This is a genomic window from Comamonas sp. NyZ500, from assembly GCF_016772095.1.
Lineage (GTDB): Bacteria > Pseudomonadota > Gammaproteobacteria > Burkholderiales > Burkholderiaceae_C > Comamonas > Comamonas thiooxydans.
Window position 1 is genome coordinate 253,556 of sequence record NZ_JAEIJE010000003.1, and the last position, 24,244, is coordinate 277,799.

Sequence of the window (24,244 nt, forward strand, 5' to 3'; positions counted from 1 at the left end):
GCGAGCCGACGAGGTTTGCGGCAACGGCTCAAGCCATGCCCAGGACCTCGCGAAGCTCAGGGACGAAACGATCAGTCCAGCTTCACGCCGGCCGCCTTGATGACCTCACCCCAGCGCTTGGCTTCGGTGCGCGCCAGCTGGTGGAACTGCTCGGGCGTGCCGGGCAGGGCTTCCATGCCGAAGTCGGCCATGCGCTTGACCACGTCGGGATCCTTGAGGGCTTTTTGCAGGTCTGCATTGAGGCGCTGCACGATGGCTGGCGGCAAGCCCTTGGGACCCAGAATGCCCTGGAAGGCATAGACCTCGGAATCCTTGAGACCCAGTTCGGCCAGCGTGGGCACATTGGGCAGATTGGGCACGCGCTTGGCCGTGCCTATGGCCAGGGCCCGCACCTTGCCGGACTGGATCACGGGCAGGCCCGATGCCAGATCCAGGAACATGCAGGGCACCTGGCCACCCATCACATCGGCCAGGGCGGGCGCGGCACCCTTGTAGGGGATATGGGTCAGACTGGTGCCGGTGCGGTTCTTGAACAGCTCCATGGCCAGATGGTGGGGCGAGCCATTGCCGGGCGAGGCGTAGTTGAGCTTGCCGGGGTTGGCCTTGGCATAGGCCAGGAATTCCTTGAAATCCTTGGCTTCGAACGCGGGGTTGACCACCAGCGCCATGGGGAAGCGGCTGATGCCGCCCACATAGGTGAAATCCTTGTCGGGGCTGAAGGGCAGCTTGCTGAACAGGTGCTCGTTGAACGCCAGGATGGCGTTGTCGGCCGACATGATGGTGTAGCCATCGGGCTTGGCCGCGGCAACGAGCTGGCCGCCGATATTGGTCGAGGCGCCGGGACGGTTGTCCACCACGATGGTCTGGTTCAGCGTCTTGCGCATGGACTCGGCCACGGTGCGGGCCAGCACATCGGTACCGCCTCCGGGTGGGTAGGGAACGACCCAGCGCACAGGGTTGGCGGGCCAGTCCTGCGCCATGGCGAAGGGGGATGCGGCAGCAGCCGAGCTGGCTGCCACGGCAGCCAGGAATTGACGACGATCCATCGTTTGTCTCCTTGAGGGTGATGTAGGGGGTTGTGGAATGTTTTTTGGACCCCGCCAGGCTGCCTTTTCCTATTAATTGATAGCTGCCTGCGCTTGTCTCTATTCGGTTTGAATCGGCTTTGACTCCGATTTCTGTATGGGTGGCAGTTTGAAGCTCACGCGCTCGACCCGGTAGCCTTTCTGACGCAGCAGCTCAGGCAGGCCCTTGGGCCCGACCATATGCAGCGCACCCACGGCAGCAAACACGGTCTTGCCCTGCTGGAGCTGACGAACAATGCCATCTGCCATGCCCGGATTGCGTCCATCCATGAGGCGCGCGTACTTGAGCCGGTCACGCTCGGTCTTGATGCAGTCGCACCAGTCGGCATAGTTCTCCAGCTGTTTTTCATTGCCGCTGGCCCAGATATTCGCCAGCTGCAGCAGGATTTCCGGAGCCTTGGGGTCATCGAGCTGGTCCAGCCCATCGCGCACGCTTTCCTGCACCTCCAAGGGGTCGTCGGAAAGCAGCTCCTCGAGCTGGGTCTGCACCGATTCCAGCCCCAGCACGGGCTTGTGCAATGCATGGGCCATGCCCGCCAGCAACAGGTCGGCGCCAAACTCGGCCACCAGCCCCTGCTTGCGGCCCAGCTGGCTGACCAGGCCCAGCAACTGGGCATCCGGACGTTGCGTGCTCAGATGTTCGGCACAGGTTCGCTTGCGCTGCTGCGCCAGCCGGGCGTCCAGATCTGCGGGCAGCGCAGGGGCGTCGACACGGGCCTGGAAGCCGTCGATCAACTGCTGCATGACCTGCGGATTCAGCACATCCAGCTCCAGCGCCAGCAAATCCGTCGCAACCATGGCACGCAAGATGGTGCGGCCGGGCAAGATCCACTCCCGCTTGCCCACATGCAAAGTGCCGTAAAGCCAGCTGGTGCGCTCGCCGTCCTGCACGCGCCACAGCAGGCCTCTGTCCTGCATATGGGGGGCCATGGCCTGCACTTCGGCCGGCATTGGCGGGCTGAACGGTGGCGGGCAACTGGCAGCAGATTCGGCGGCTGGCTCTGCCGCCATGGACAGGCCCGTCAACAAAGCGAGCGCCATGGCCGACACGGCCTTCAGAGGCAAAATCCAGCGCGAGAGATTCAGACTTGGCATGGGCATGGCGACTGCAACGGAGGCTTAGTCTTCAGAGCTATCCAGAGGCTGAACTTCGGGCAAGTCATCCTTGCTGCCGCCGGGCGGCGCAATGTTCTGGTCGATGGCGCCGAAGATGCTCTGGCCGTCCTTGCCCTTCATCTCGATGCGGATGGTGTCGCCGAACTGCATGAACTCGGTCTTGGGCGCGCCGTCCTGAATGGTCTCTATGCAGCGCTTTTCGGCGATGCAGCTATAGCCCTTGGGCCATTCCATGCGCTTGTTCTTGCCGCTGCCGGTCTCCACGCCCTTGTTGCTCACCGTGCCGCTGCCCACGATGGAGCCGGCGCGTACATTGCGGGTCTTGGCGATATGGGCGATCAGCTGGCCGAAGTGAAAAGTCATCTCCTCGCCCGCATCGCACATGCCGACCTTGCGGCCGTTCCAGGTGCTCTGCAGCGTCAGATGCAGACGGCCGCCCTTCCAGGCATCGCCCAGCTCGTCCAGTGTCACGGCCACAGGGCTGAAAGCCGTGGCGGGCTTGCTCTGAAAGAAGCCGAAACCCTTGGCCAGTTCGCCAGGTATCAGATTGCGCAGGCTCACGTCATTGGCCAGCATGACCAGACGAACGCCATCCAGCGCATCCTTGGCATCCGTGCCCATGGGTACATCGCCGGTGACGACGGCGATCTCTGCCTCGAAGTCTATGCCCATGGCCGTGCTGGGCACGATCACATCGTCGCAGGGGCCGATGAAATCATCGCTGCCGCCCTGGTACATCAACGGGTCGGTGTAGAAGTTGGCCGGCACCTCGGCATTGCGCGCCTTGCGCACCAACTCCACATGGTTGATATAGGCCGAGCCATCGGCCCACTGATAAGCTCGCGGCAGCGGTGCCATGCAGCGCTGGGGATCGAAGGGAAACGCGTGGCGGGCCTTGCCGTGATTGAGTTCATGCGACAGATCCTGCAACTGGGGAGCCATATAGCTCCAGTCGTCCAGCACCTGCTGCATGCGGCTGGCAATACCGGTGGCATAGCAGGCCTGGCTCAGGTCACGCGAGACCACGACCAGTTGCCCGTCGCGCGAGCCATCCTTGTAGGTTGCCAGTTTCATTCTCTGTCCCTCTGCTCACGGCAGCGGTGCTGGCACAATGCCTGACAACGCTAGCCAAAATTACGATTGGTTAAATTGATTTAACTAAACAAAACACGATTCTATTGCAATGGAAAAGGAACGCGCAGGGATTCAGTCGGTCGAAGTGGGTTTCTCCCTCATCGAAGCGCTGGCGCAGGCCAGCGGCCCGCTGATGCTCAAGGATGTCGCCGCCGCCGCCGGCATGAGTGCCGCCAAGGCGCACCGCTATCTGGTGAGCTTTCAGCGCATCGGCCTGGTGGCGCAGGACGAGCGCAATTCGCGCTACGACCTGGGACCTGCGGCGCTCAAGATCGGCCTGGCCTCGCTGGCCCGCCTCGACCCGGTGCGTCTGGCGCGGGAGCGCATTCCGGCGCTGCTCGAGACTCTCAACCACACGCTGGCCATTGCCGTCTGGGGCAACCACGGCCCAACCATCGTGCATTGGGAGGAATCGGCGCAGTCCGTCACCGCCAATCTGCGCCTGGGCGACGTCATGCCCATGCTGGCCTCGGCCACAGGGCGCTGCTTCGGTGCCTGGCTGCCGCGCGAGGCGACGGCCGCGTTGCTGGAGCCCGAGATCGAACGTGCACGCAAGGCCAGACGCCAGGACCTGCCCCAGACCGAAGAGGCCGTTGCGGACATGCTGGCCGAAGTCCGTGCGCGCGGCACGGCCCGCGTGGTCGACACCGTACTGCCGGGCATCGTGGCCTTTTGCGTGCCTGTCTTCGATGCATCCGGCCATATCGTGCTGGGGCTGATGACCCTGGGCTCGCTGGCGACTTTCGACCCGGACTATGGTGGAGCCATAGACGCGCCACTGCAGGCGGCCGCCCGCCAGCTTTCCTGCGATCTGGGCTGGCGCGCCGACCCCAACCACTGAAACCCGCAATCTCAGAATCACGCTCATGGGCCGCTCCCCTCAGGCAAGCCAGGCACGCAAGACACTGCTGCCCATCACCGGCTTGGTGCTGGCAGCCCATGGGCTGTTGCTCTGGGGCCTGCCCGAACTGAGCCCGCCGGACAAAGCGGCGGACGACCAGATCGTGATGGAGACGCGCATGCTGCAGGCGCCCCCTCCTCCGCCGCCTGCACCCGCAGCGCCCAAACCGGCTCCAGCTCCAGCGCCCAAACCCCAGGCCTCACCCCGGGCGCAGGCTCCTGCTCCCGTGCCTGCCCCAGCACCGGACGAACAGGAATCAGAGCCAAATCCGCCTCCAGCCCAGGAACCACAAACGCAAGAAGCGCCTGAAAAAGAAGCACCCACCCATACAGGGCAGCCCACTGCTGCTGCAGAGCCGGCTCCCGAGCCCATGGCCGAGCCTCCCGAAGCCAATGGTGCCGACACGGCCCGCCCCATCCAGGTCACGCCCGCAGGCGGCGCGCCGCTGCCACCTGACTCTGTGCTGCCCGTCACCCTGCCCAACTCCGCCACACTGGAGTTCAATGCCTCGGGTCAGGTCAAGGGTTTTCAATATTCGGCCGGCGCCCAGCTGCAATGGCAGCATGACGGCCAGTATTACCAGGCCAGACAGTCGATTAGCATGTTCTTGCTCGGCGAGCGCGCCCAGACCAGCGAGGGGTTGATCACGCCCAAGGGCCTGCAACCGCTCAACTTCAGCGACAAGGGGCGCAAAACCCAGTCCGCCGCCTTTGATGTGGCCAGTGGCAAGGCGCACTACAGCGGCGGCCAGACCGATGCGGCCATCGGCGATGGAGTGCAGGACCGCCTCAGCGTGTTTCTGCAGCTCTCGGCCCTGATGGCCGCCGCCCCAGAGAAATATCCGCCAGGCACGCTGATAGAGCTGACCACCAGCAGCGCACGCTCGGCCGTGCGCTGGCAGTTCCGCGTGGGTGCCAGCGAGGCGCTGGAGCTGCCGTTTGGCAGCGTCATGGCGCTGCGCCTGGACAAACTGCCCGGCAAAAGCAGCAGCGACCAGCGCGGCTCGGTCTGGCTGGCTCCGTCCATGCAATACCTGCCCGTGCGCATCAAGCTCACTCAGGGACAGGACGACTTTGTCGACCTGCAGCTCAAGAAATATCTGCCCGCGCCGCGATAGCCTCCATGCTGCCCCCCCTGGCGTAAACCCCGGGAGCACCGCGCCCCAAGCGCTCACTCACCTCCCAGCCAAGGCCTGCAACCTGCATCGGCTCGGGCTGAACGCTGTCGCGCCATTCAAGGACTTGCCTACTACAGATCGGGAAAGCCGGTTGCCCACAACCATGTCAAATCCATGGAATACTGTGCCCAAGTGCCAAGAGCAGGCATTTCCACCTTGAAATGCGGCACCCTGTCGCCATATCCATGGCAGGCATGCTCATAACGGAAGTGAAAGGAGGAACACCATGCAAATGCTTTACGACTCTGAATCCTTTGCGGTGCTCCATCTGCGTCCCGATATGGAGGCAGACGTTCCGGCAGGCAAAGCCAAGGCCGAGACCGAGCAAGCCCACCAACTGCCGCGCCACGGCTTTGAAATCGTGGACAAGCGCTCGGGCAAGGAGGTGTATCTGGATGGCTCCTGGGCCGAAATGTTCCAGAAGCAGATCCTTGCCTGGCAGCAGGACGCCCCCACCGAGGAGGAGGTGGAGGAAATTCTCGACACCTACACGGGCCTGGCCCAGCAGCCAGTCATCATTCACTGAACACCTTGCAAAAAGCCACTCGAAAGAGTGGCTTTTTTGATGCCTGTGACCCGTCCTGCCCGAGGTTGACACCTTTTCTTGAAGGAAAAAGGCAGGTCTCATGGAATCAGGCTCCAAGCGAACCCAGAGGGATTACACGCTGGCTTTTAAGCTGGCAGTGGTCGAGCAGGTGGAAAAAGGCGAATTGACGTACAGGCAAGCACAGGCGCGCTACGGGATCCAGGGACGATCGACGGTGCTGGTGTGGCTGCGCAAGCACGGTCGCCAAGGTTGGGGACGTGGTGCATCATGTGCAGCCATGCCCCCTGACAAGACCCCCCCAGCACTGACGCCCGAGCAACAGATCAAAGCCTTGCAAGTGCAGCTCAAAGAGGCCAACGAGAAGGCCCAGCTGTTCGAAGCAATGCTGGATGTTCTCAAGAAGGACTATGGAGTGCGCGTCGTAAAAAAGCCTTCGGGCAAGTCCTCGCGCAGCGGCTCGTCCAAGGGCTGAGCGTGGCGAGGGCTTGCCGTTGCATGGGGCTGAGTCGACAGGCGTACTACCAGGGTCAACAGCGCCACGCCCAGCGTGAGAGCCGGGCCGAGGCGGTGGTGCAGATGGTGCGCGATCGGCGGGTTCGCCAGCCCAGGCTGGGTACGCGCAAGTTGCACCATCTGCTGCGCGAGCCCCTGGGGCAGGCGGGTATGCGTCTGGGGCGCGATGCGCTGTTCGATGTGCTGCGCAACGCCCGGATGCTGGTGCCCGTAAGGCGGGCGTATCACAAGACCACAGACAGCCATCACCGGTTTCATCGTCATCCCAATTTGCTCAAGGCGGGCGATCAGCAGGTGTGCGCCAGGGCCAGCGAGCAGGTCTGGGTGGCCGACATCACCTACCTGCCCACGGCCGACAAGTTCGTCTACCTGAGCCTGGTCACCGACGCCTACTCGCACAAGATAGTGGGCTGGCATGTGCATGACAGCCTGCAAACCGAGCCGATGGCTCTGGCCCTGAAGATGGCCTTGCGTGCCCGCCAAAGCCACCAGCGCCTGGTGCACCACTCGGACCGGGGCATCCAATACTGCTCGAGCTACTACCAGAGCATCCACCAGCGCCACGGCCTGGACTGCTCGATGACCGATGGGTACGACTGCTACCAGAATGCGCTGGCCGAGCGGGTCAACGGCATCCTCAAAGGCGAGTTGCTGCTGCAGCGGCCCGCCAACTTGGAGCAGGCCCGGCACATGGTGTGCGAGTCGGTGAGGATCTACAACATCGAGCGCCCCCATCAATCGTTGAAAATGCAAACGCCCGATGCAGTGCATCGGGCGTCCCTGGCCGGTATCTGCCGGCTTGAATTACCGTTCTAGGTGTCAACCTAATCTAGGACGGGTCACTGAAAGCACACTCTAGTGCTTGCCGGAAGAGCGCGAGCCGCTATGACTTTCTGCACAACAGCATCAACACGCAGGCACTCAGCATGCAGCCCAAAAAGCCCAGCAGCCCCCCAGCCGCACCCAGCGCAAGCCAGTAGCCCCAGTCAATGCCTTGCTCTGCGCAGTGAATCTCGCACTGGGGGTTGTGCTCCCAGGCCATCCACATCAGAAGTCCGGCCATCGCAAAGCCGGCGCAGGCGCTGGTGATCAGGACCGACTTCCAGGGATTTCGCCTGCTGCGGATCATGGCCTCGCCCCCGGCAGCGCTCTGTTCAGCCACCGGTACAGCGGCGCTACCAGCAGCAGCACGGCAATCAGCCGGCAGACCTGGAAGGCCGTGACCACGGGCACGCCCAGTTGCAGGACCTTGGCGGTGATGGCCATCTCGGTAATGCCGCCCGGCGATGTGCCCAGCAGCAAGGTGACCCAGGGCAGGCCGGTGGCCCAGTGCAGCAGCCAGGCAAAGCCGGCGCAGACTGCCATCAGGCCCACGGTACCCAGCGCCACCATGCCCAGCCAGCGCGGAGCCGTGTGCAGGAACTCACGTCGAAAGCGCACCCCCAGGCTGACGCCGATCACCAGTTGGGCGGCATTCATCAACCATTGCGGCACGGCGGACAGCTCCAGGCCTGCCATGGTCAGGCCCATGGATACGGCCAGCGCGCCCAGAAACCAGGGGTTCGCACGCCTGAGCCCGAGCATCAGCAATGCCCCGGCGCCGGTGGCCAGCGCCAGCCAGGCAAAGCCCGGCCATTGCACGGTGCGCACGCTGGGCAGCGTCAGGCCGGGGTCGCCCTGCAGCCCCGCCCATTGCAAGGCAAAAGGAATGCTCACCGTGACTATCACCAGCCGCAGGCTGTGCGCCGCCGCCACCAGATCGGTGCGCGCATGCTCGCGCTCGGCCAGCAGAGTCATTTCCGAGGCTGCGCCTATCGCGCCCGAGAAATAGGTCGTGGCGCGCAAGCGCTCTTCGTCCATGCCCGGTTGCGCCAGCATGGAGGCTGCCTGCACGCGATACAGCCAGCGCCCGAAGACCCAGCCCAGCAGCAAGGCCCAGGCAATGGCCAACGCAATCGCCCACCACAGGCCGGCCACCAGTTCGGTCACCGCAGGCGTGAAGTACAGGCCCAGCGCGCCGCCTATCGTCCACTGCCCCAGATCGCGCAGCCTGGCCCAGCTTTGAGTGGGCGCTCCACCAATCGATAGCAGGGAGATGGAAATCAGCGGCCCCAGCATCCAGGGCAGCGGCGTATGCAGCACCAGACAGAGCTGGGCTGCCAGCCAGGCCAGCAGCAAAGTAGCGGCCACACGGGCCAGAAACACGGGAGGAAGCAATACGGACATGTGCACGGGAATCCGGCAAGGCACGACAATGGGCGCGCGACAGGGGCAATGCCCCGCAGTATCGCGGCAAAACTCGGTGGGCAAAGCCGGTACGAAATCTACAGCTACGAAGCCATGCCCCGTCTCAGACGAACGCAATCAGCTCATATGTGGACTTTCATTTCTGCGGCGCAGCCGCGCCAGCGTTTCAATCCTTTGGCCCTGACAGCTCTAGCCAGCGCCCTGCTGCTGGGCGGCTGCGCCCATCAAAGCGCTCAGTTGACCTCCGACACCGAATGGCAGCAGACACTTGGGCAGTGGGCCGGAACATCGATCATTCTGCTCGGCGAGCAGCATGACCAGATCGCCCATCATCAGTGGGAAGCCGCTACCGTGCGCCACCTGGCAGCGCAAGGCAGGCTCGCTGCCCTGGTGGTCGAGATGGCCCCTGCAGGCGGCAGCACCCGGAGCCTGCCCGCATCGGCCAGCGATGAGGAGGTGAAAGCTGCTCTGCAATGGGCTCAGGGCGGCGGCCCGGGCGGCTGGCCCTGGCAGGACTATGGCCCGGTGGTGATGGCTGCCGTGAAAGCCGGCGTACCCGTGCTCGGTGGCAATCTGCCACGTGCCCGGATGAAGCAGGCCATGGGCGAGTCCCGCTACGACGGACACCTGCCGGCTGCTGGCTGGCAGCTGCAGCTCGAGGCCATCAAGGACGGCCACTGCGGCCTGCTGCCCGAATCGCAGTTCGCGCCCATGGCCCGAATTCAGCTGGCCCGCGATGAATCCATGGCCAGGGTGACTGAAACAGCGGTGCGCGAGCTGGGCCAGCCCGGCAAAAGCGTGCTGCTGGTGGCGGGCCGCGGCCATGTGCGCAGCGATATCGGCGTGCCGACCTGGCTGCCCGGCGATTTCAAGCAAAAGGTGGCGATAGCCCGATCAGACAAGGCTCAGACTGCTATCGCCATGAAGGCAGACAAGCTGCTGACGCTGGAGGGCAACGCCTCCGAAGACCAGTGCAGCCAACTGCGCGAACAGTGGAAGAACAGACCTGCGACCAAGCCTTGACGGGCTGCTGCAGCGCTGGTGACCCTCAGCCCGCGGTCGCGACAGCCACCAGCGGCTGCCCCTCACGCGTCTTTTCCAGCAGGCGCGTGAAGTCCTCGGCCGGCAAGGGCCGGCTGCAGAAATAGCCCTGAAAGTAGTCACAGCCTTTTTGCTGCAGGAAGCTCAGCTGCTCCTGGGTTTCCACGCCTTCGGCCAGGACTTTCAGACCCATGGCATGACCCAGGGCAATGACCGAGCTGCTGATGGTCATATCGTCCGCGCTGTGCGGAATGTCGCGGATAAAGCCCTGGTCGATCTTGAGCAGATCAAGCGGAAAACGCTTGAGGTGCGCCAGCGAGGAATAGCCGGTGCCAAAGTCATCGATGGCCAGGCGCAGGCCCAGCTCGCGCAGGCGGTTGAGCACGGCCAACGCCTCTTCGGGCTTTTCGGCCAGTGCGCTTTCGGTGATTTCCAGCTCCAGCAGACTGGCCGGAAAACCCGATTTGTTGAGCGCTTCGGCCGTAGCCCCGGCAATATCGGTCAGCAAAAACTGGTGCAGCGAGACATTGACCGCAATCGCCAGATCGGGCAGTCCGGCGGCGCGCCATTGCTGACCCTGACGACAGGCCTCACCCAGCACCCACAGGCCCAGCGGGCCGATGACACCCGAGTTTTCCGCCACGGGAATGAAACGGGCCGGTGAGATCAGGCCTTCCTCTGGGTCCAGCCAGCGCAACAAGGCTTCAGCCCCCACCAGTCGCCCCGTCGCCAGCTCGATCTGTGGCTGGTAATACAGACGCATATGGCCCAGCTCCAGCGCACGGCGCAGGCGCGCCTCCAGCGCCAGACGCTCGCGGGCGGCCTGGGTCATGTTCTCATGGAAGAAGCACCAGGCATTGGAGCCTCTGGCCTTGGCTCCATACACCGCTGCATGAGCCCCCTGCAGCAGATCGTCAGCTGTCAATGCATGGTCGGGATACAGACAGATGCCTGCGCTGACGCTGACCACCACCGAGAGGCCATCCGGCGTGGTCCAGGGCTGGCCGGCTGCGGCCATCAGGCGCTCGGCCACGTCCACCGCGCTGTCACGACCGCAAATGGATTGCGCCACCACGCAGATTTCATCGCCCGCCAGGCGGCCAATAATGTCGCCGTGCCGCAAAGCACCCTGCATCTGCACAGACACATGCCTGAGCACCTCGTCGCCGATGGAGTGGCCATAGCTGTCGTTCACGTCCTTGAAGCGGTCGATATTGAACAGCAGCACGGCCATGCGACGGTTGGTGCTCTGACTCAACTCCACCGCCTCGCCCAGCATGCGCGTGAATTGAGAGCGGTTGGGCAGACCGGTCAAGGTGTCGCGATGGGCCAGAAACTCCAGTTGCTGCTCGCGCGCCTTCTCGGCCGAGATATCGGTGAACATGCAGACGTAATGCGTCACCTTGTCGTTGGCATCCTTGACCGCGCTCAGCGACATGCGCTCGGGAAAGACCTCTCCATTCTTGCGCCGATTCCAGATTTCGCCCTGCCAGTGCCCTGTGGCATGCATGCTGGCCCACATGGCGTCATAAAAGGCCTTGTCATGCCGGCCGGACTTGAACATGCGCGGCGTCTTGCCCAGCATTTCCGCTTCGCTGAAGCCCAGCAGCTTCGTGAACGCGTGGTTGACCGAGAGAATTCGGCTGTGTGCATCGGTCACCACCACGCCCTCGATGGTGTTGTCCACCACCGTGGAAGCCAGGCGGCTGCGCTCATCGGCCTCGCGACTCGCAGTCTGGTCGGAGAGCAGGCCCGAGATCCGTATCAGGCGTCCGCTCTCATCCTTGTAAGCCTGGCCGCGTGCGCGGAACCAGCGATACAGACCGTCAAAGCACAGCAGACGCGCCGTCAACACCAGCATGCTGCCCTGCTCCAGTGCTTGCTCGGCCTGGGCGCGCGCACCTGCGGCATCTTCGGGGTGCAGGCGCTGATGGAAATCGAACTCGCGGGCCAGATCCTGGCCCTGATAGCGCAGCAAGGCACTCATGCCCGTGGAGAAGTTCAGCCGCTGCTCGAGCGCGTCCCACTCCCACACGCCGTTGCCGCTGCCCTCCAGCGCCAGGCGCAGCATGGTCTCGCTGCGCATCATGGCATTGCGCGCACTCACCATCTCGCTGAGATCCTGCAGCACGCAGACCAGGGCCACCGGCCCGTCCACACCCGAAGCCGCCACGCGGCTGGTGGTGCACAGCACGGGCGTAACCTTGCCGGTGTCGGCATTCACGCATTGGCGCAACACCTGGAAGTAATCGGTGCTGCCGTCCAGCAGGCGCTGCAGCTGCAGAGCAACGTCGTCCTGGTCATTCACAGGCACCAGAACACGAAAATCCTGACCGCGCAGCGACTCGACGCTGCAGCCCAGCCAACCCGCCAGCTTGGCATTGGCCCAGACAATCTCTGCACCGCCCACATGCACGCGAGCCATACCGGCCGGTGCGTGGCGCACCACCAGCTCCAACTCCTGCGCCGTCTCCCGGCCACGCTGGTCGGCGCGCGCCTTGCGCTGCATGAACCAAAGTGCAATCAGCGCTGTCGCCAGCAACCAAACAATGAACAGGCCTATCTGCCAACGCAGAGACTGTCGATTCAGCGATACATCAAAATAGCCGAGCACGCCCGCCTGCGCCCCCAACCAAAGCATCCCCACGCACAAATAGAGGGTGACAATCACCCAGGGTGTGAGCGCAGAATGCCCCTCCTCGCTTTTCATGAATTTCCTTTGTCCGCAGGGTCCTCGCCTTGCTGCGACAATTGCCGAGCTATGACCCAAGCCTATATTTTGACTTTATCCTGCCCAGACCGACTGGGCCTGGTGCATGCCGTTTCCGGATTCTTGCTTGAACAAGGCGGCAATATTGAAGAAGCAGCGCAGTACAACGACCCGGTAACCGGTCTGTTCTTCATGCGCGTGCAGTTTGCCTGCGATGGCAAAGACGCCGCCTCTTTAAAGGCATCCGTTGCCGAATTAGCTGATCAATATCAAATGCAGTGGAGTTTGCACTCCAAGGCCGAGCGCATCAAGACCGTCATCATGGTCAGCAAGGAAGGCCACTGCCTCAACGACCTGCTGTTCCGCTGGAAGTCGGGCCTGCTGCCCATCGAGATCAAGGCCATCATCAGCAACCACCGCGAGTTCTATCAGCTGGCGGCCAGCTACAACATCCCCTTCCATCACATTCCCGTGACTGCCGCGACCAAGGCCCAGGCCGAAGAGCGCCAGTACGAGATCATCGAGGAAGAAGGCGCCGAGCTGGTGGTGTTGGCACGCTACATGCAGGTGCTGTCCAACGACCTGTGCAAAAAGCTGTCCGGCCGCGCCATCAATATCCACCACAGCTTCCTGCCCAGCTTCAAGGGCGCCAAGCCCTACTACCAGGCGCATGACCGCGGCGTGAAGCTGATCGGCGCAACCGCCCACTATGTGACGGCCGACCTCGACGAAGGCCCGATCATCGAGCAGGACGTGGCACGCGCCGACCATACTGACACCGTGGAGGACCTGACGGCCCGCGGCCGCGACACCGAGAGCCAGGTTCTGGCCCGTGCCGTGAAGTGGCATAGCGAGCGCCGCGTCATTCTCAACGGTCACAAGACCGTTGTGTTCCGCTAAATCCCTGGGCTTGGGATTGATTGTATGACCCGCAGCCCCGGCGCCTTGAACAGCATTACGGCCAGGCGGATTCCGCCGATACAGTGCCTGCTCACCTTCGAGGCTCTGGCGCGGCTGCGCTCGGTCACCTTGACGGCGGAGGAGCTGTGCGTAACGCCCAGTGCCGTCAGCCACAGAGTCAAGCAGCTGGAGCAGATTCTGGGGGCTCGCCTGTTCGGCCGAACGGATTTCTCGCTGACCACGGACGGCAGCTCCTATCTGGCCCATGTGCGTGAAGGCCTGGGCGCCTTGCAACGCTTTCCAGGAGCGTCAGCCTCGCCTGGGCGCAGACGCCTGAAGCTGGCCGTCACCCCCACCTTTGCGCGCGTGATCCTGATCCCGCGCCTGCGCCAGTTCACCGAGGCCTACCCCGAGATAGACATTGCGCTGCAGGTGTCGATTCCGCTGCTGGATGTGATCGGCGAGGATGCCGACCTGATGGTGCGCTTCGGCGCCGGCCACTATGCCGATGTGGAGCATATCGAGCTGGCTCGCGACACGGTCACGCCGCTGGCCTCGCCCAGCTTCATCCGCGAACATGGCCCGTTCGAGCGCCCGGACGACCTGGAAGGCATGCCGCTGCTGCGCAGCCCGCTGGAGCCCTGGCGCACCTGGTTCGCAGCGACCGGCCTCGACATGGCCGAACCCAACGAAGGCTCGCAGTTCAACGACATCGGTCTGATGTGCGACGCCGCATCGGCCAGCATGGGCATTGCCCTGGTACGCCACAAGCTCGGCGCCCCCTGGCTGGAAAACGGTACGCTGGTGCGCCTGTTCGATGTCGATGCTCCCAGTCCCCACGCACACTATCTGTGCTGGAAGACCGGCATCATGGACCGCTGGGAATGTGCGGCCTTCGCCGAGTGGCTGCGCAAGGCCATGGGCTGAGCTGCAACCCGGCGGCTTCGCGGCGGCGCAGTTCTTGCTCGCAGTCCCTGGACCGGCGAACAGCCGTTGCACGGATAGCTCGATGGATAACGAAGATGGAGCACCCACTGCATGAACCTGCAGCCCAGGCTGTACCCCGGCCTTGACCAGAACCAGGCCCTCAACAGCGAAGCGTCCTCGCTGCTCATCCGCGCCCTGGCCGGCACGGGGAAGACGACTACGCTGGCCATCAAGGCCACCGACCTGATCCGCACCCAGGGCGCGCGCAACGTGCTGATGCTGGCCTACTCGGAGGCCGGCATCAAGGCCATTCAGGCGCGCCTGGACCGGATCTCCGCCGTGCGACTCGAAGGCCTGCATCTGCTCACTCTGGAGCATTTTTGCGCCCGCCTACTCGAAGAGCAGGGCGACCCTGTCCCCATGCTCTCCTCCAGCCTGGAAAAGAACCTGCTCATCCAGCAGGCGCATGAAGCGCTGTCGCAAGAGGCCGAACGGCATGCCGAACTCGACATACCCGAGCTGGCGGACTACTTCGCACGGCCTCTGGACATCAGCGCCTTCCTCGCTTTCGAGGCCCTGGCCAAGCAGTGCATGCTGGAACTCGACATCGACGACAGCGGCCTCAGCGCGCTGGCATATTGCCGCGACAACGCTCTGGACTACGGCCTGTACCGGCTGCTGCGCAGCTATGAGCGGCTACGCGCAGGCCCCACCCAGGAGCCGCTGTTCTATGCACCCGGCGACTGCACCTACGCGCTCGCCTGCCAGCTGGCAGCACTGGACTTCGACGCCGGCTTCCCGCTGCTGCAGGGTCGCTTCGAAGCCGTACTGTTCGACGAACTGCAGGACCTTGACGAAGCCGCGCTGCTGGTGCTGCGCCATCTGGCGCGCGGCAACGGACGCTTCATCGGTGTCGGCGACTTCAACCAGCACATATTGCCGGGCGCCTCCTCCATCTTTGGCGACAGCGCCCAGCGCATCCTGCAGGAGCTGCCCGCGGGCACCGGCCAGGCAACGCTCAACACGACCTATCGCTTCGGCCCCCTCATCTGCCAGGAACTGAACCAGCGCTTCGGCGTGGAGTTCGACGCCCATTACCGCAACGCCTCGGCCTGGTTCGAACATCGCCATGGCGATGACGAGGACTGCGCCCGGCAATTGCTGGATATTCATGCCGCCGTGGCCCGCCTGCCCCGCAAACCGCAGGACCCGCCGGCCGTGCTGCGAGTCATCCTGCATTCACCCGAAGATTCGGTACTGCTTGAATGGCTGTTCGCCCACGAGGGCGTGCACTATGCCTGCAAAGGCATGCAGCGCTTCTACCAACGCCGCGAAATCGCCCTGGTGCTGGCCGTGCTGTGGGCCATGCAGGGCTGCAGCGGCGGTGCGCTGCTCTCGCAAGGCATTCTGAGCAGCGCTGCCGAAGGTCTGATGCGCTATGTGCGCCATGCCAGCCCGCCCGACCGGGATCTGCTGGCCAACGGCCTGTTCGACATGACAGCACTGGGCGACGCCCCGCCGGAGTCCGACACGCTGCGCATTGCCGCCGAACTCATGGGACAGCAAGCCGCCATGCGCCGCTTCCTCGCCGCCTACATCGCACCAGACTCCCCCTGTGCCCGGTTGCTGGCCTTGCCCGCAGACCAGTGCGCCGATGCGGGACAGTTGCTTCTGCACCCTCTGTTGCGACAGTTCTTCGCCCAGGCCCCCATCAGCCAGGACGAACTGCGCCAGTGCCTGGCCAGCCTGCAAGCGCTGTCGCGCATCTGCGCCGGGCTTTCCGTCGATGAATTCCTGGGCCGCCTCAGCCTCATGGTCCAGTCGAGCATCGCGCAGCATCAGCGCCATGAAAAACCCAGCTTGCAACTGCTCACGGTAGAACGCAGCAAAGGCCATGAATACGAGTATGTGGCCGTGCCCTTTGTCAATTCCAGGCACTTCTCGCCCAATGCGAGCGACCCACAGCGCAACATGCTCTACGTCGCCATGACCCGCGCCAGCAAGCGCCTGTGGATACTGGAGAGCAGATGACGACGCAAGGCCATGGGGCGATGCAGATCAAGTCCGTACCTCATAAGCGGGTCAAAACACCATAACGTCGCCCCCAGCCGACATGGCCACAGTTGCCCTCTCCCACCCTTGTTGCAGTCCTCCCACCATGGGCTCACAACAACGAGGAGGAGACCCATGCAAACCCCATCGCGCTGCGCCTGGCTACTGGCCGCCGGCATCACCGCCAGCCTGACCCTGCATGCGCAGGAGAACAAGCTCACCATAGGCGCCAGCTTGCCACTGTCAGGCTCGCAGGCCGAGGCCGGCAAGGAAGGGATGAGCATCATGCAGGCGCAGGTGGAGGCATTCAACAAGCAGGGAGGCCTGGGCGGCAAAGCTTTGACACTCAAGGTGCTGGACGATGGCTACGAGCCGCAGCGCGCCGCCGGCAATGCACGCCAACTGATCCAGGAAGGAGCCCTGGCCCTGCTCAACTGCTGGGGAACGGCCAGTTGCACAGCCATGCAACCCGAGGTACAGCAAGGCCAGACGGCCCTGGTGGGCGTGATTGCCGGAGCCGGCAGCATGCGCCAGCAGCCGGGCCGTTTCATCTATCCGCTGCGCGCCAGCACCCAGGCAGAAGTCGCGGCCATGCTGCAGCAGATGCAGACCATAGGTCTGCGGCGGATCGCCATCGTTCACCAGAACGACGGCTTCGGCAAAAACAGCCTGCAGATCGCCCTGAATGCCTTTGCAGCCAATGATCTCAAGGCCGCGGCAACTCTGGCCGTGGAGGCTTCGGGCAGCAACACCCCGGACCTGGCCAGACAGCTGGCCGCCCTGCCCGATCTCCAAGGCGTCATCGTGCTGGCGGGCGCCCCTGCCACCATAGGTCTGATCACCATGGCCAGACAGGCTCATGTCACGGCGCCTTTCTACAACCTGGCCGCTCAGGCCAACCGTGCGGTGGTGCAAGGGCTGGGCCCTTATACACGCGGCATTGCCTTCACCACCCTGGTACCCAGCCCCTGGAAGGGCGCGGTTCCGGCCATCAAGGACTACCAGCAGCTCCTCGACCACGGCGGCATGCCGCCGGCCTCCTATCTGGGCCTGGAAGTCTTTCTCAACACCCGAACCTTGCTGGATGCGCTGCGTAAAGCTGCGCCCACAAGCAATCGAGCGGGCTTGCTGGCCGCCCTCGACGCCATGGGCGAGATTCGCTACGGCGCCATGCATCTGCGCTTCACACCGCCGCGCAGCGGCTCCAGCTATGTGGGGCTGACCATGATTGATGCGAGCGGTCATTTCAGGGAATAAATCAACTCCAAGTCTTATTCAACAATCGTCAACAGCTATTGTTTCAAGAGCAAATATCATCATCGTCGCAAAGCATTTCAAGCAGCTTTGCAATAAAGCTCACACCAATGCGCGGGCGCATCCCCTACATTTGCAGGCATGACGTTCGCCAGCACTTTTACCGATCTCGTCGCCACCTCCAGCGCAGCGGCCAATGCCGCGCACCACCCGCCCGAGCAGTCCGAGCGTGCTCGGCGCCAGGCCGAGGTGGTGGAGGCACTGCGCCCCCATGTGCCGGCGCATGCCCTGCTCTATCAGAGCGAAGACACCACGCCCTATGAGTGCGACGGACTGACGGCCTACCGCCAGCGCCCTCTGCTGGTCTGCCTGCCCGAGACTTATGCTCAGGTGCAGGCTGTGCTCCAGGCCTGCCACGCCATAGGAGCGCCCGTCATTGCACGTGGCGCGGGCACCGGGCTTTCGGGTGGCGCCATGCCTCACCCCATGGGCGTGACGCTGTCGCTGGCCAAATTCAACAAAATCCTCAAGGTCGATGCCTACAGCCGTACAGCCCTGGTGCAGTGCGGTGTGCGCAACCTCGCCATCAGCGAAGCCGCTGCCCCCTACGGTCTGTACTATGCGCCCGACCCCAGCAGCCAGATCGCCTGCACCATCGGCGGCAATGTGGCCGAGAACTCGGGCGGCGTGCACTGCCTCAAGTACGGGCTCACGGTGCACAACGTGCTCAGGGTCAAAGGCTTCAGCATCGAAGGCGAGCCCGTCGAGTTCGGCTCGGATGCGCTCGACACCCCCGGCCTGGACCTGCTGGCCGTCATGATAGGCAGCGAAGGCATGCTGGCCGTGGTGACCGAGGTCACGGTCAAACTCGTACCCAAGCCCCAGCTGGCGCGCTGCATCATGGCCAGCTTCGACGATGTGCGCAAAGCGGGCGATGCAGTGGCTGCGGTGATCGCGGCCGGCATCATTCCCGCCGGACTGGAAATGATGGACAAGCCCATGACGGCCGCCGTGGAGGACTTTGTGCGTGCCGGCTACGACCTCACGGCGGAGGCCATCTTGCTGTGCGAGAGTGACGGCACGCCCGAGGAGGTCGAGGAAGAGATCGCCCGCATGAGCGAAGTTCTGCGCCACGCCGGCGCCACGGCCATCACCGTCAGCGAAAGCGAGGAAGAGCGTCTGCGCTTCTGGAGCGGGCGCAAGAACGCCTTCCCCGCAAGCGGTCGTATCAGCCCCGATTACATGTGCATGGACTCCACCATTCCGCGCAAGCGTCTGGCCGACATCCTGCTGGCGATTCAGGAGATGGAGAAGAAATACCAGTTGCGCTGCGCCAACGTGTTCCATGCAGGAGACGGCAATCTGCACCCCTTGATACTGTTCGATGCCAACAACCCCGACGAACTGCACCGCTGCGAGCTGTTCGGAGCCGACATTCTGGAAACCAGCGTGGCCATGGGCGGCACGGTGACGGGCGAGCATGGTGTGGGCGTGGAAAAGCTCAACAGCATGTGCACCCAGTTCACAACGACCGAGAACGCCCAGATGTTCGCGCTCAAGGCGGCGTTTGATCCGCAATCGCTGCTCAACCCCGGCAAGGTGATTCCCACGCTCAACCGCTGCGCCGAGTACGGCAAGATGCTGGTGCGCGGCGGACAGATTGCCCACCCCGATCTGCCGCGCTTTTAACCTCCTGGAGAACCATGCAGCGCAAATACAGGTTGATTCTGAGACTGTCTGCGCTGCTGCTCATGGTTGCCAGCCCAGGTGCGCATGCACGCGGCTATGCCTCCACCGGCAAATGCGGTATCTATCCACGCCTGGCCATCACCAGTCCCTCGGGCACCTGCGTAGGGCTGATAGCCGACGATGCCCATGGTCTGCGCTTTCCGCGCCGCGTATTGGAGATTGAGCCGGGCCGTATCTGGGTGCTGGACATGGGCAACTGGATGCCCCAGGTGGGCCAGCTGATCGAGCTGCGCCTGCCGCCAGACGCGGCGACTCCCGTCAATGCCAACACCACGGCCAGGGCCGTCGAAGCCAGAGTGTTGCTGAGCAAGCTCAACTACCCTTCGGGCATGGCGCGCGGTCCGGACGGAAAAATCTATATCGGCGAGGCCGACAAGATATGGCGCGCTGCAGTGCCTTCACCCGGACAGACACCTCAGCCCGAGTTGCTGGCCAGCGGCCTGCCGGCCGACGGTGCGCACCTGCTCAAGGAGCTGGCGTTTGCGCCGGACGGCAGCCTCTACGTCAATATGGGATCGGCCACCGATGCCTGCCGGGGTGAAGACCAGAAGCAAGCCGTGCCCTGCCCCGAGCGCAGCGCGGCCATGCCGCGCGCTGCCGTCTGGCGCATGGTGCTGCAGGCCGGCAAGCAGCCCGTCAAGGAATTCAAACCCTTTGCCAGCGGCCTGCGCAACTCCATGGCGCTGGCCGTGATGCCCGACGGCCCTGCGGCAGGCACCGTCTGGCAAGGCGAAAACAATATCGACTACCGCGACCCCAGGCAACCGCCGGAGGAGCTCAACCTGCTGCGCGCGGGTGCCGACTACGGTTGGCCTTACTGCATAGGCGCACGCCAGAACGCACAGGGTTATGAAAAGCGCTTTGACTGCAGCAAGACCGAGGCACCGCATATGCTTTGGCCCGCCCACGTGGCTCCGCTGCAAATGCTGGCCACGCCTGTGGGCAGCGCGTTTGGCGGGCAATTGCTGGTGGCCTGGCACGGCCAGCGCGCAGACGGTCAACGCCTCGTGGGCTTTGCGCGCGACGACAAGGGCCGGCCCTCTGGCAAACCCATTCAATGGCTGAGCAACTGGGACGCCAGGCCCGGTCTGCGCCCCGGCGGGCGCCCCACGGGCATGGGCCTCGATCATGCGGGCCGCCTGCTGGTGGTGGAGGACTTCAACCGCAGCCTGCTGATGCTGATGAGTGAAGCGGGCACGGCGCCAAGACCCAGGTAACCAGGTAAGGTGCTCAGCTCAGCAGATCGCGTCCACGTGCCAGAAACCTCGCGTACTCCTCGTCGGGGACAAACAGGCCGCCCGTGGTCCAGACAATATGCGTCGCGTTTGCCATGTGCGGCAGCAGCTTCTGACGCTGCAGATAATCCTGACCCGCAACACTCTCCAAAAGGGCGCGCGGACCGCTAAAGCCCGCTGCGGCCGATGGCTCGATCTGCAGCCCCTCTCTATCCTTCAACAGGCACAGATGGCGAAACAGGGTTTCGTCCTGCACCGTGAAAACTCCGCCGAGAAAACCACGCACCACGTCGGCAGCCAGCTCCGATGCACGCGGCACTGCCAGGCCATCGGCCTCGGTCTGGTTGTTCAGGCCCAGCTCATAGACCGAAGGATGGGCTTCCAGACCAGGCAGCGCTGCAGCACCGGCGAGCATCTCCACCATGAAGCAGGGCGACTGCACGGGCTCGGCAAAAAAACAATGCACATGCGGGCCGAATGCCTGCTGCAGACCCAGCGCCACGCCGCCGGGTGCACCCCCAACGCCGCAGGGAATATAGACAAACAAAGGATGCGTCTCATCCACGGCAATCCCGTTCTCTGCAAGTTGCGCGACCAGGTGCGGAGCCGCCGCCGCATAGCCAAGCAGCAGCGAAAGCGAATGCTCGTCATCCACAAAGTGACAATGCGTATCCTGGTTGGCCAGCGCGCGGCCTGCGGCCACGGCCTGGGCATAGTCGCCGGCATGCTCCACCACCTTCACGCCACGGGCTCGCAGGCGCTGCTTTTTCCACTCCTTGGCATCGGCAGACATATGGACCGTTGCCTTGAAGCCAAGGCCCGAAGCCATGACGCCAATCGACAGGCCCAGATTGCCCGTGGAGCCTACCGCCACCTGGTAGCTGGCAAACACCGCACGCGCAGCATCGGAGGCCAGTTGCAGATAGTCGCCATCGGCCAGCAGGCCATGCTGCAAAGCGATCTGCTCCGCATACTCCAGCACCTCATGCACGCCACCGCGTGCCTTGATGGAGCCCGCTACTGGCAGGCTGTGATCGGCCTTGAGCCAGAGCCGACCCAGTTGCTCGGGCAGCTGCAAAGCCTGCTGCATCTGCGGCACGTGCAGCAGCGCCGACTCAATACGTCCGCCAGACGCCTGCAACTCTGGAAACAGCTGCGCCAGCAAGGGTGCAAAACGTTCAAAACGCTGTACAGCCTGCTGAACCTGAGCTGCGTCTATAGAGTGCGTGGACCGAGCCCCCTCGCTGCGCCCGGCCCATAGCGCGGGCCGGGCATGACGCAGGTCTTCAACAAGGTCGCGCAGTGCGGGGAAAGTCATGGCAGGCATCCATCGTCATACAAGACCGCCATATTAGGGCCAATGGTGCGTGCCAGACAGGTCAGCAAAGGCGCCGCATGGTCGCTATACCTCGCCCATGGCCGGGTCGCTGATCGTGTGCTGACCGGTTTCCACGCGGCCGGCAAAGCGCCGGTAGTACGCCGGATCGCTGTTGCAGGTTACGGCAAAGTCATACCACTGGCCGCTGGCCTTCAGCTCCCAATGCCTCTCGGCGCTGGCGGCAGCGGCAACGCTAACCGTCCATGGACCGTCGCTCAGGTAGGCCATGGGTGTGATGGTGAACACCGCAGCCTGAGCGCCCTTGTTCATCAGATCCACATAGACATTGCAATTGGCGATGTCGTAGCAGACACGCACCTCGGGGGCAGCCTGTGTACTGCCCAGGCGATTCAGGTCACCCTTGAAGTGACGGTGAAAACCGTTGGGGCCCAGCACCCAGAGATCGTACTTGCCGAAATTGTCGCGCACGGCATCCCAGGTATCGGACAGCGTCTTGCCCGCTTCCACCATATAGCGACGCGGCGTGCGATCCAGCTTGTAGCGGTCATAGACATGGAAGACGGCCGCCTGTGTACCGGTGTTGGCAAACACCAACTCCACCTGGCTGTTGGCCTGACAGCGCGCACTGGTGTGCAGCTCGTAGGGCAAGGCCCGCGAGGGACGCGTACCGACCGCCTGTAAAGGCAGCTGCATATCGCGCGGCACCGGCACGGCGGGCAGCTTTTGCTGATCGGCACGCAGCTGGTCGGCGACATCACGTGTGGATCGTCCGGCCAGCAGGGGCAGGGTCTCGTTGTTCGGCGTCTTGAAGTTGAAGGTGCTCAGAAGATCTCCACATACCGCACGACGGAACGGGCTGATATTGGGTTCCTTCACGCCAAAGCGGGCCTCTAGAAAACGCAGCACCGACGTATGGTCGAATACCTGCGAGTTGACCCAGCCGCCACGACTCCATGGCGAGATCACATACAGCGGAACGCGCGGCCCGGGACCGTAGACACGGCCATCGGGGGCGGGCTGGCTGCGGCTGCCGACCGGCGCGCCATGCGTGAAGTACTCGGCCTGCAGATCGGCCTCCGGCAGCGTGGTCTTGCCTGCATAGGTCTTGTCGGCGTTCTGCGATGGCGCCGAGGGCGAAGGCATATGGTCGAAGTAGCCGTCGTTCTCGTCGAAGTTGACCAGCAGCACGGTCTTGCTCCAGACCTCGGGATTGGCCGTCAGCGCGTCCAGCACCTCCTGCAGAAACCAGGCGCCCTGCACCGGGCTGGATGGGCCGGGGTGTTCGCAATAGATGGACGGTGCATTGACCCAGGACACCTGGGGCAGCTTGCCTTCGCGAATATCGCGCTTGAAGGCGTCCAGGTATTCCTCGGGCTTGTTGCCGGGCAAGGTGTTGGCCACGCCTTTGTACAGCGGGTTGGCAGCGTTGTCGCTGGCCGCATCATAGGCGTGGTAGGGCAAGGCCTGGCCGGTGTTGGTATACGGCGCATTGGGCGCGCCGCCGCTGGAGACAGGAAAGCCGGAGGCCAGATTCGCTCTGCGGAAGTTCTGGAACGCCCCCAGCATGTTGTCGCCCCACTCGTCGGGCATGTTCTGGTAGCTGATCCAGCTCACCCCGGCCTCCTGCAGCCGCTCGGCATAAGTCTTCCATGTGTAGCCGGTGTTGGCGTCGCTGGGCACACCGTTGATGGCATCCCACTCGTTGTTCACGAAGGCCACGTTCTGCGGTATGGCACCGTTGGTACCTGTCATGTGGAATGACCGGTTGGCGTCGGTGCCGGTGTGCATGGCGCAGTGGTAGGCATCGCAGATCGTGAAGGCATTGGCCAGCGCAAACTGGTAGGGAAGCTCCTGCTCCTTGAAATAACCCATGGAGGTGTCCGTCTTGGCCACGGGCCAGCGCGACATGCGGCCGTTGTCCCAGGCCTGCTGACTGTCCAGCCAGGAATGAGGGGTTCCGGAAACGCGCTGCGCGTTGTTGGCCGTTCCGTCCAGATGGTAGGGCGTGATGACCGTACCGTTGGCACGCTCCTGCTGCCAGACCTTGCGGCCGTTGGGCACGGGAATCGTCATCCGGTCGCCAAAGCCGCGCACCCCCTTGAGTGTGCCGAAGTACTGGTCGAAAGAGCGGTTTTCCTGCATCAGGATCACCACATGCTGCACGTCCATGACCGTGCCTGTGACATTGTTGGCCGGAATGGCCAGCGCACGGCGGATGCTGGGCGGAAAGGCCGCCAGTGCGGCAGCGGAAAAGGCGGCGTTCTTGCCGGCCTGCAGAAGGTTGCGTCGCGAAATCATGGTGAAGCCTTGTCTGTCA

Annotated in this window: 19 protein-coding genes; 11 read left to right on the forward strand and 8 right to left on the reverse strand. The window is 63.7% G+C overall.

What is annotated here, in order from left to right; translation table 11 throughout:
* Positions 1-71 precede the first annotated feature (71 nt).
* The 3 genes from JAO85_RS06885 to JAO85_RS06895 all read right to left on the reverse strand — a co-directional run bounded on the left by JAO85_RS06885 (position 72) and on the right by JAO85_RS06895 (position 3,275).
* Positions 72-1,046 carry a tripartite tricarboxylate transporter substrate binding protein gene (locus JAO85_RS06885; protein ID WP_003068579.1) on the reverse strand — a complete coding sequence of 325 codons (975 nt, stop codon included), beginning with the start codon at positions 1,044-1,046 and terminating at the stop codon, positions 72-74.
* Positions 1,047-1,145: 99 nt separating this feature from the next.
* Positions 1,146-2,186, reverse strand: coding sequence for a TraB/GumN family protein (locus JAO85_RS06890; RefSeq protein WP_202787763.1), 1,041 nt, complete (start codon positions 2,184-2,186; stop codon positions 1,146-1,148).
* A gap of 18 nt (positions 2,187-2,204) precedes the next feature.
* Positions 2,205-3,275, reverse strand: a complete 1,071-nt coding sequence (locus JAO85_RS06895; protein WP_202787764.1) for a fumarylacetoacetate hydrolase family protein — start codon at positions 3,273-3,275, stop codon at positions 2,205-2,207.
* Between the two features lie 109 nt (positions 3,276-3,384).
* Here JAO85_RS06895 and JAO85_RS06900 point away from each other — a divergent pair, with 109 nt between their 5' ends.
* From JAO85_RS06900 to JAO85_RS06915, 4 genes are all read left to right on the forward strand, one after another.
* On the forward strand, positions 3,385-4,176 hold the full coding sequence (locus tag JAO85_RS06900; RefSeq protein ID WP_039050131.1) for an IclR family transcriptional regulator: 792 nt from the start codon (positions 3,385-3,387) through the stop codon (positions 4,174-4,176).
* 25 nt (positions 4,177-4,201) lie between these two features.
* Complete coding sequence (locus tag JAO85_RS06905; RefSeq protein ID WP_202787765.1) at positions 4,202-5,353, forward strand: DUF3108 domain-containing protein; 1,152 nt, start codon at positions 4,202-4,204, stop codon at positions 5,351-5,353.
* A 286-nt stretch (positions 5,354-5,639) separates the two neighbouring features.
* Complete coding sequence (locus JAO85_RS06910) at positions 5,640-5,939, forward strand: DUF3567 domain-containing protein (RefSeq protein ID WP_003068569.1); 300 nt, start codon at positions 5,640-5,642, stop codon at positions 5,937-5,939.
* A gap of 100 nt (positions 5,940-6,039) precedes the next feature.
* A protein-coding gene (locus JAO85_RS06915) for an IS3 family transposase (RefSeq protein ID WP_370552198.1) occupies positions 6,040-7,289 on the forward strand; the annotation gives its coding sequence in 2 pieces (ribosomal slippage) (positions 6,040-6,397 and positions 6,397-7,289; 1,251 coding nt in all).
* 67 nt (positions 7,290-7,356) lie between these two features.
* On the opposite strand, the gene JAO85_RS06920 is transcribed toward JAO85_RS06915, so the two are convergent.
* Positions 7,357-7,602: a hypothetical protein gene (locus JAO85_RS06920; RefSeq protein WP_202787767.1), complete on the reverse strand. Its 246-nt coding sequence runs from the start codon at positions 7,600-7,602 to the stop codon at positions 7,357-7,359.
* Positions 7,599-8,699 (reverse strand): AbrB family transcriptional regulator, encoded by a 1,101-nt coding sequence (locus JAO85_RS06925; protein WP_202787768.1) that lies wholly within the window; start codon positions 8,697-8,699, stop codon positions 7,599-7,601. The genes JAO85_RS06920 and JAO85_RS06925 overlap by 4 nt, the downstream gene beginning before the upstream one ends.
* Before the next feature lie 147 nt (positions 8,700-8,846).
* On the opposite strand from JAO85_RS06925, the gene JAO85_RS06930 reads away from it, so the two are divergent.
* Entirely contained in the window at positions 8,847-9,743 is an 897-nt protein-coding gene (locus JAO85_RS06930) for a ChaN family lipoprotein (protein WP_202787769.1), read from the forward strand.
* 25 nt (positions 9,744-9,768) lie between these two features.
* On the opposite strand, the gene JAO85_RS06935 is transcribed toward JAO85_RS06930, so the two are convergent.
* Entirely contained in the window at positions 9,769-12,471 is a 2,703-nt protein-coding gene (locus tag JAO85_RS06935) for a GGDEF and EAL domain-containing protein (RefSeq protein ID WP_202787770.1), read from the reverse strand.
* Between the two features lie 51 nt (positions 12,472-12,522).
* On the opposite strand from JAO85_RS06935, the gene purU reads away from it, so the two are divergent.
* The 6 genes from purU to JAO85_RS06965 all read left to right on the forward strand — a co-directional run bounded on the left by purU (position 12,523) and on the right by JAO85_RS06965 (position 20,570).
* On the forward strand, positions 12,523-13,371 hold the full coding sequence (purU, locus tag JAO85_RS06940; RefSeq protein WP_003068559.1) for a formyltetrahydrofolate deformylase: 849 nt from the start codon (positions 12,523-12,525) through the stop codon (positions 13,369-13,371).
* A gap of 24 nt (positions 13,372-13,395) precedes the next feature.
* Entirely contained in the window at positions 13,396-14,298 is a 903-nt protein-coding gene (locus JAO85_RS06945; RefSeq protein ID WP_012840040.1) for a LysR substrate-binding domain-containing protein, read from the forward strand.
* A gap of 111 nt (positions 14,299-14,409) precedes the next feature.
* A complete protein-coding gene (locus tag JAO85_RS06950) occupies positions 14,410-16,329 on the forward strand; it encodes a UvrD-helicase domain-containing protein (RefSeq protein WP_202787771.1) in 1,920 nt (639 codons plus the stop codon).
* A gap of 156 nt (positions 16,330-16,485) precedes the next feature.
* The gene (locus tag JAO85_RS06955) at positions 16,486-17,607 is read left to right on the forward strand and encodes an ABC transporter substrate-binding protein (RefSeq protein ID WP_087866064.1); all 1,122 of its coding nucleotides are present in this window, start codon (positions 16,486-16,488) and stop codon (positions 17,605-17,607) included.
* Positions 17,608-17,745: 138 nt separating this feature from the next.
* On the forward strand, positions 17,746-19,293 hold the full coding sequence (locus JAO85_RS06960) for an FAD-linked oxidase C-terminal domain-containing protein (protein ID WP_054073763.1): 1,548 nt from the start codon (positions 17,746-17,748) through the stop codon (positions 19,291-19,293).
* 14 nt (positions 19,294-19,307) lie between these two features.
* Positions 19,308-20,570, forward strand: a complete 1,263-nt coding sequence (locus JAO85_RS06965; protein WP_054073762.1) for a sorbosone dehydrogenase family protein — start codon at positions 19,308-19,310, stop codon at positions 20,568-20,570.
* 13 nt (positions 20,571-20,583) lie between these two features.
* On the opposite strand, the gene JAO85_RS06970 is transcribed toward JAO85_RS06965, so the two are convergent.
* Together JAO85_RS06970 and JAO85_RS06975 are read right to left on the reverse strand one after the other, a co-directional pair.
* On the reverse strand, positions 20,584-21,915 hold the full coding sequence (locus tag JAO85_RS06970) for a D-serine ammonia-lyase (RefSeq protein WP_087865382.1): 1,332 nt from the start codon (positions 21,913-21,915) through the stop codon (positions 20,584-20,586).
* Positions 21,916-21,990: 75 nt separating this feature from the next.
* Positions 21,991-24,225: a phosphocholine-specific phospholipase C gene (locus tag JAO85_RS06975; protein WP_202787772.1), complete on the reverse strand. Its 2,235-nt coding sequence runs from the start codon at positions 24,223-24,225 to the stop codon at positions 21,991-21,993.
* Between the last annotated feature and the right edge of the window lie 19 nt (positions 24,226-24,244).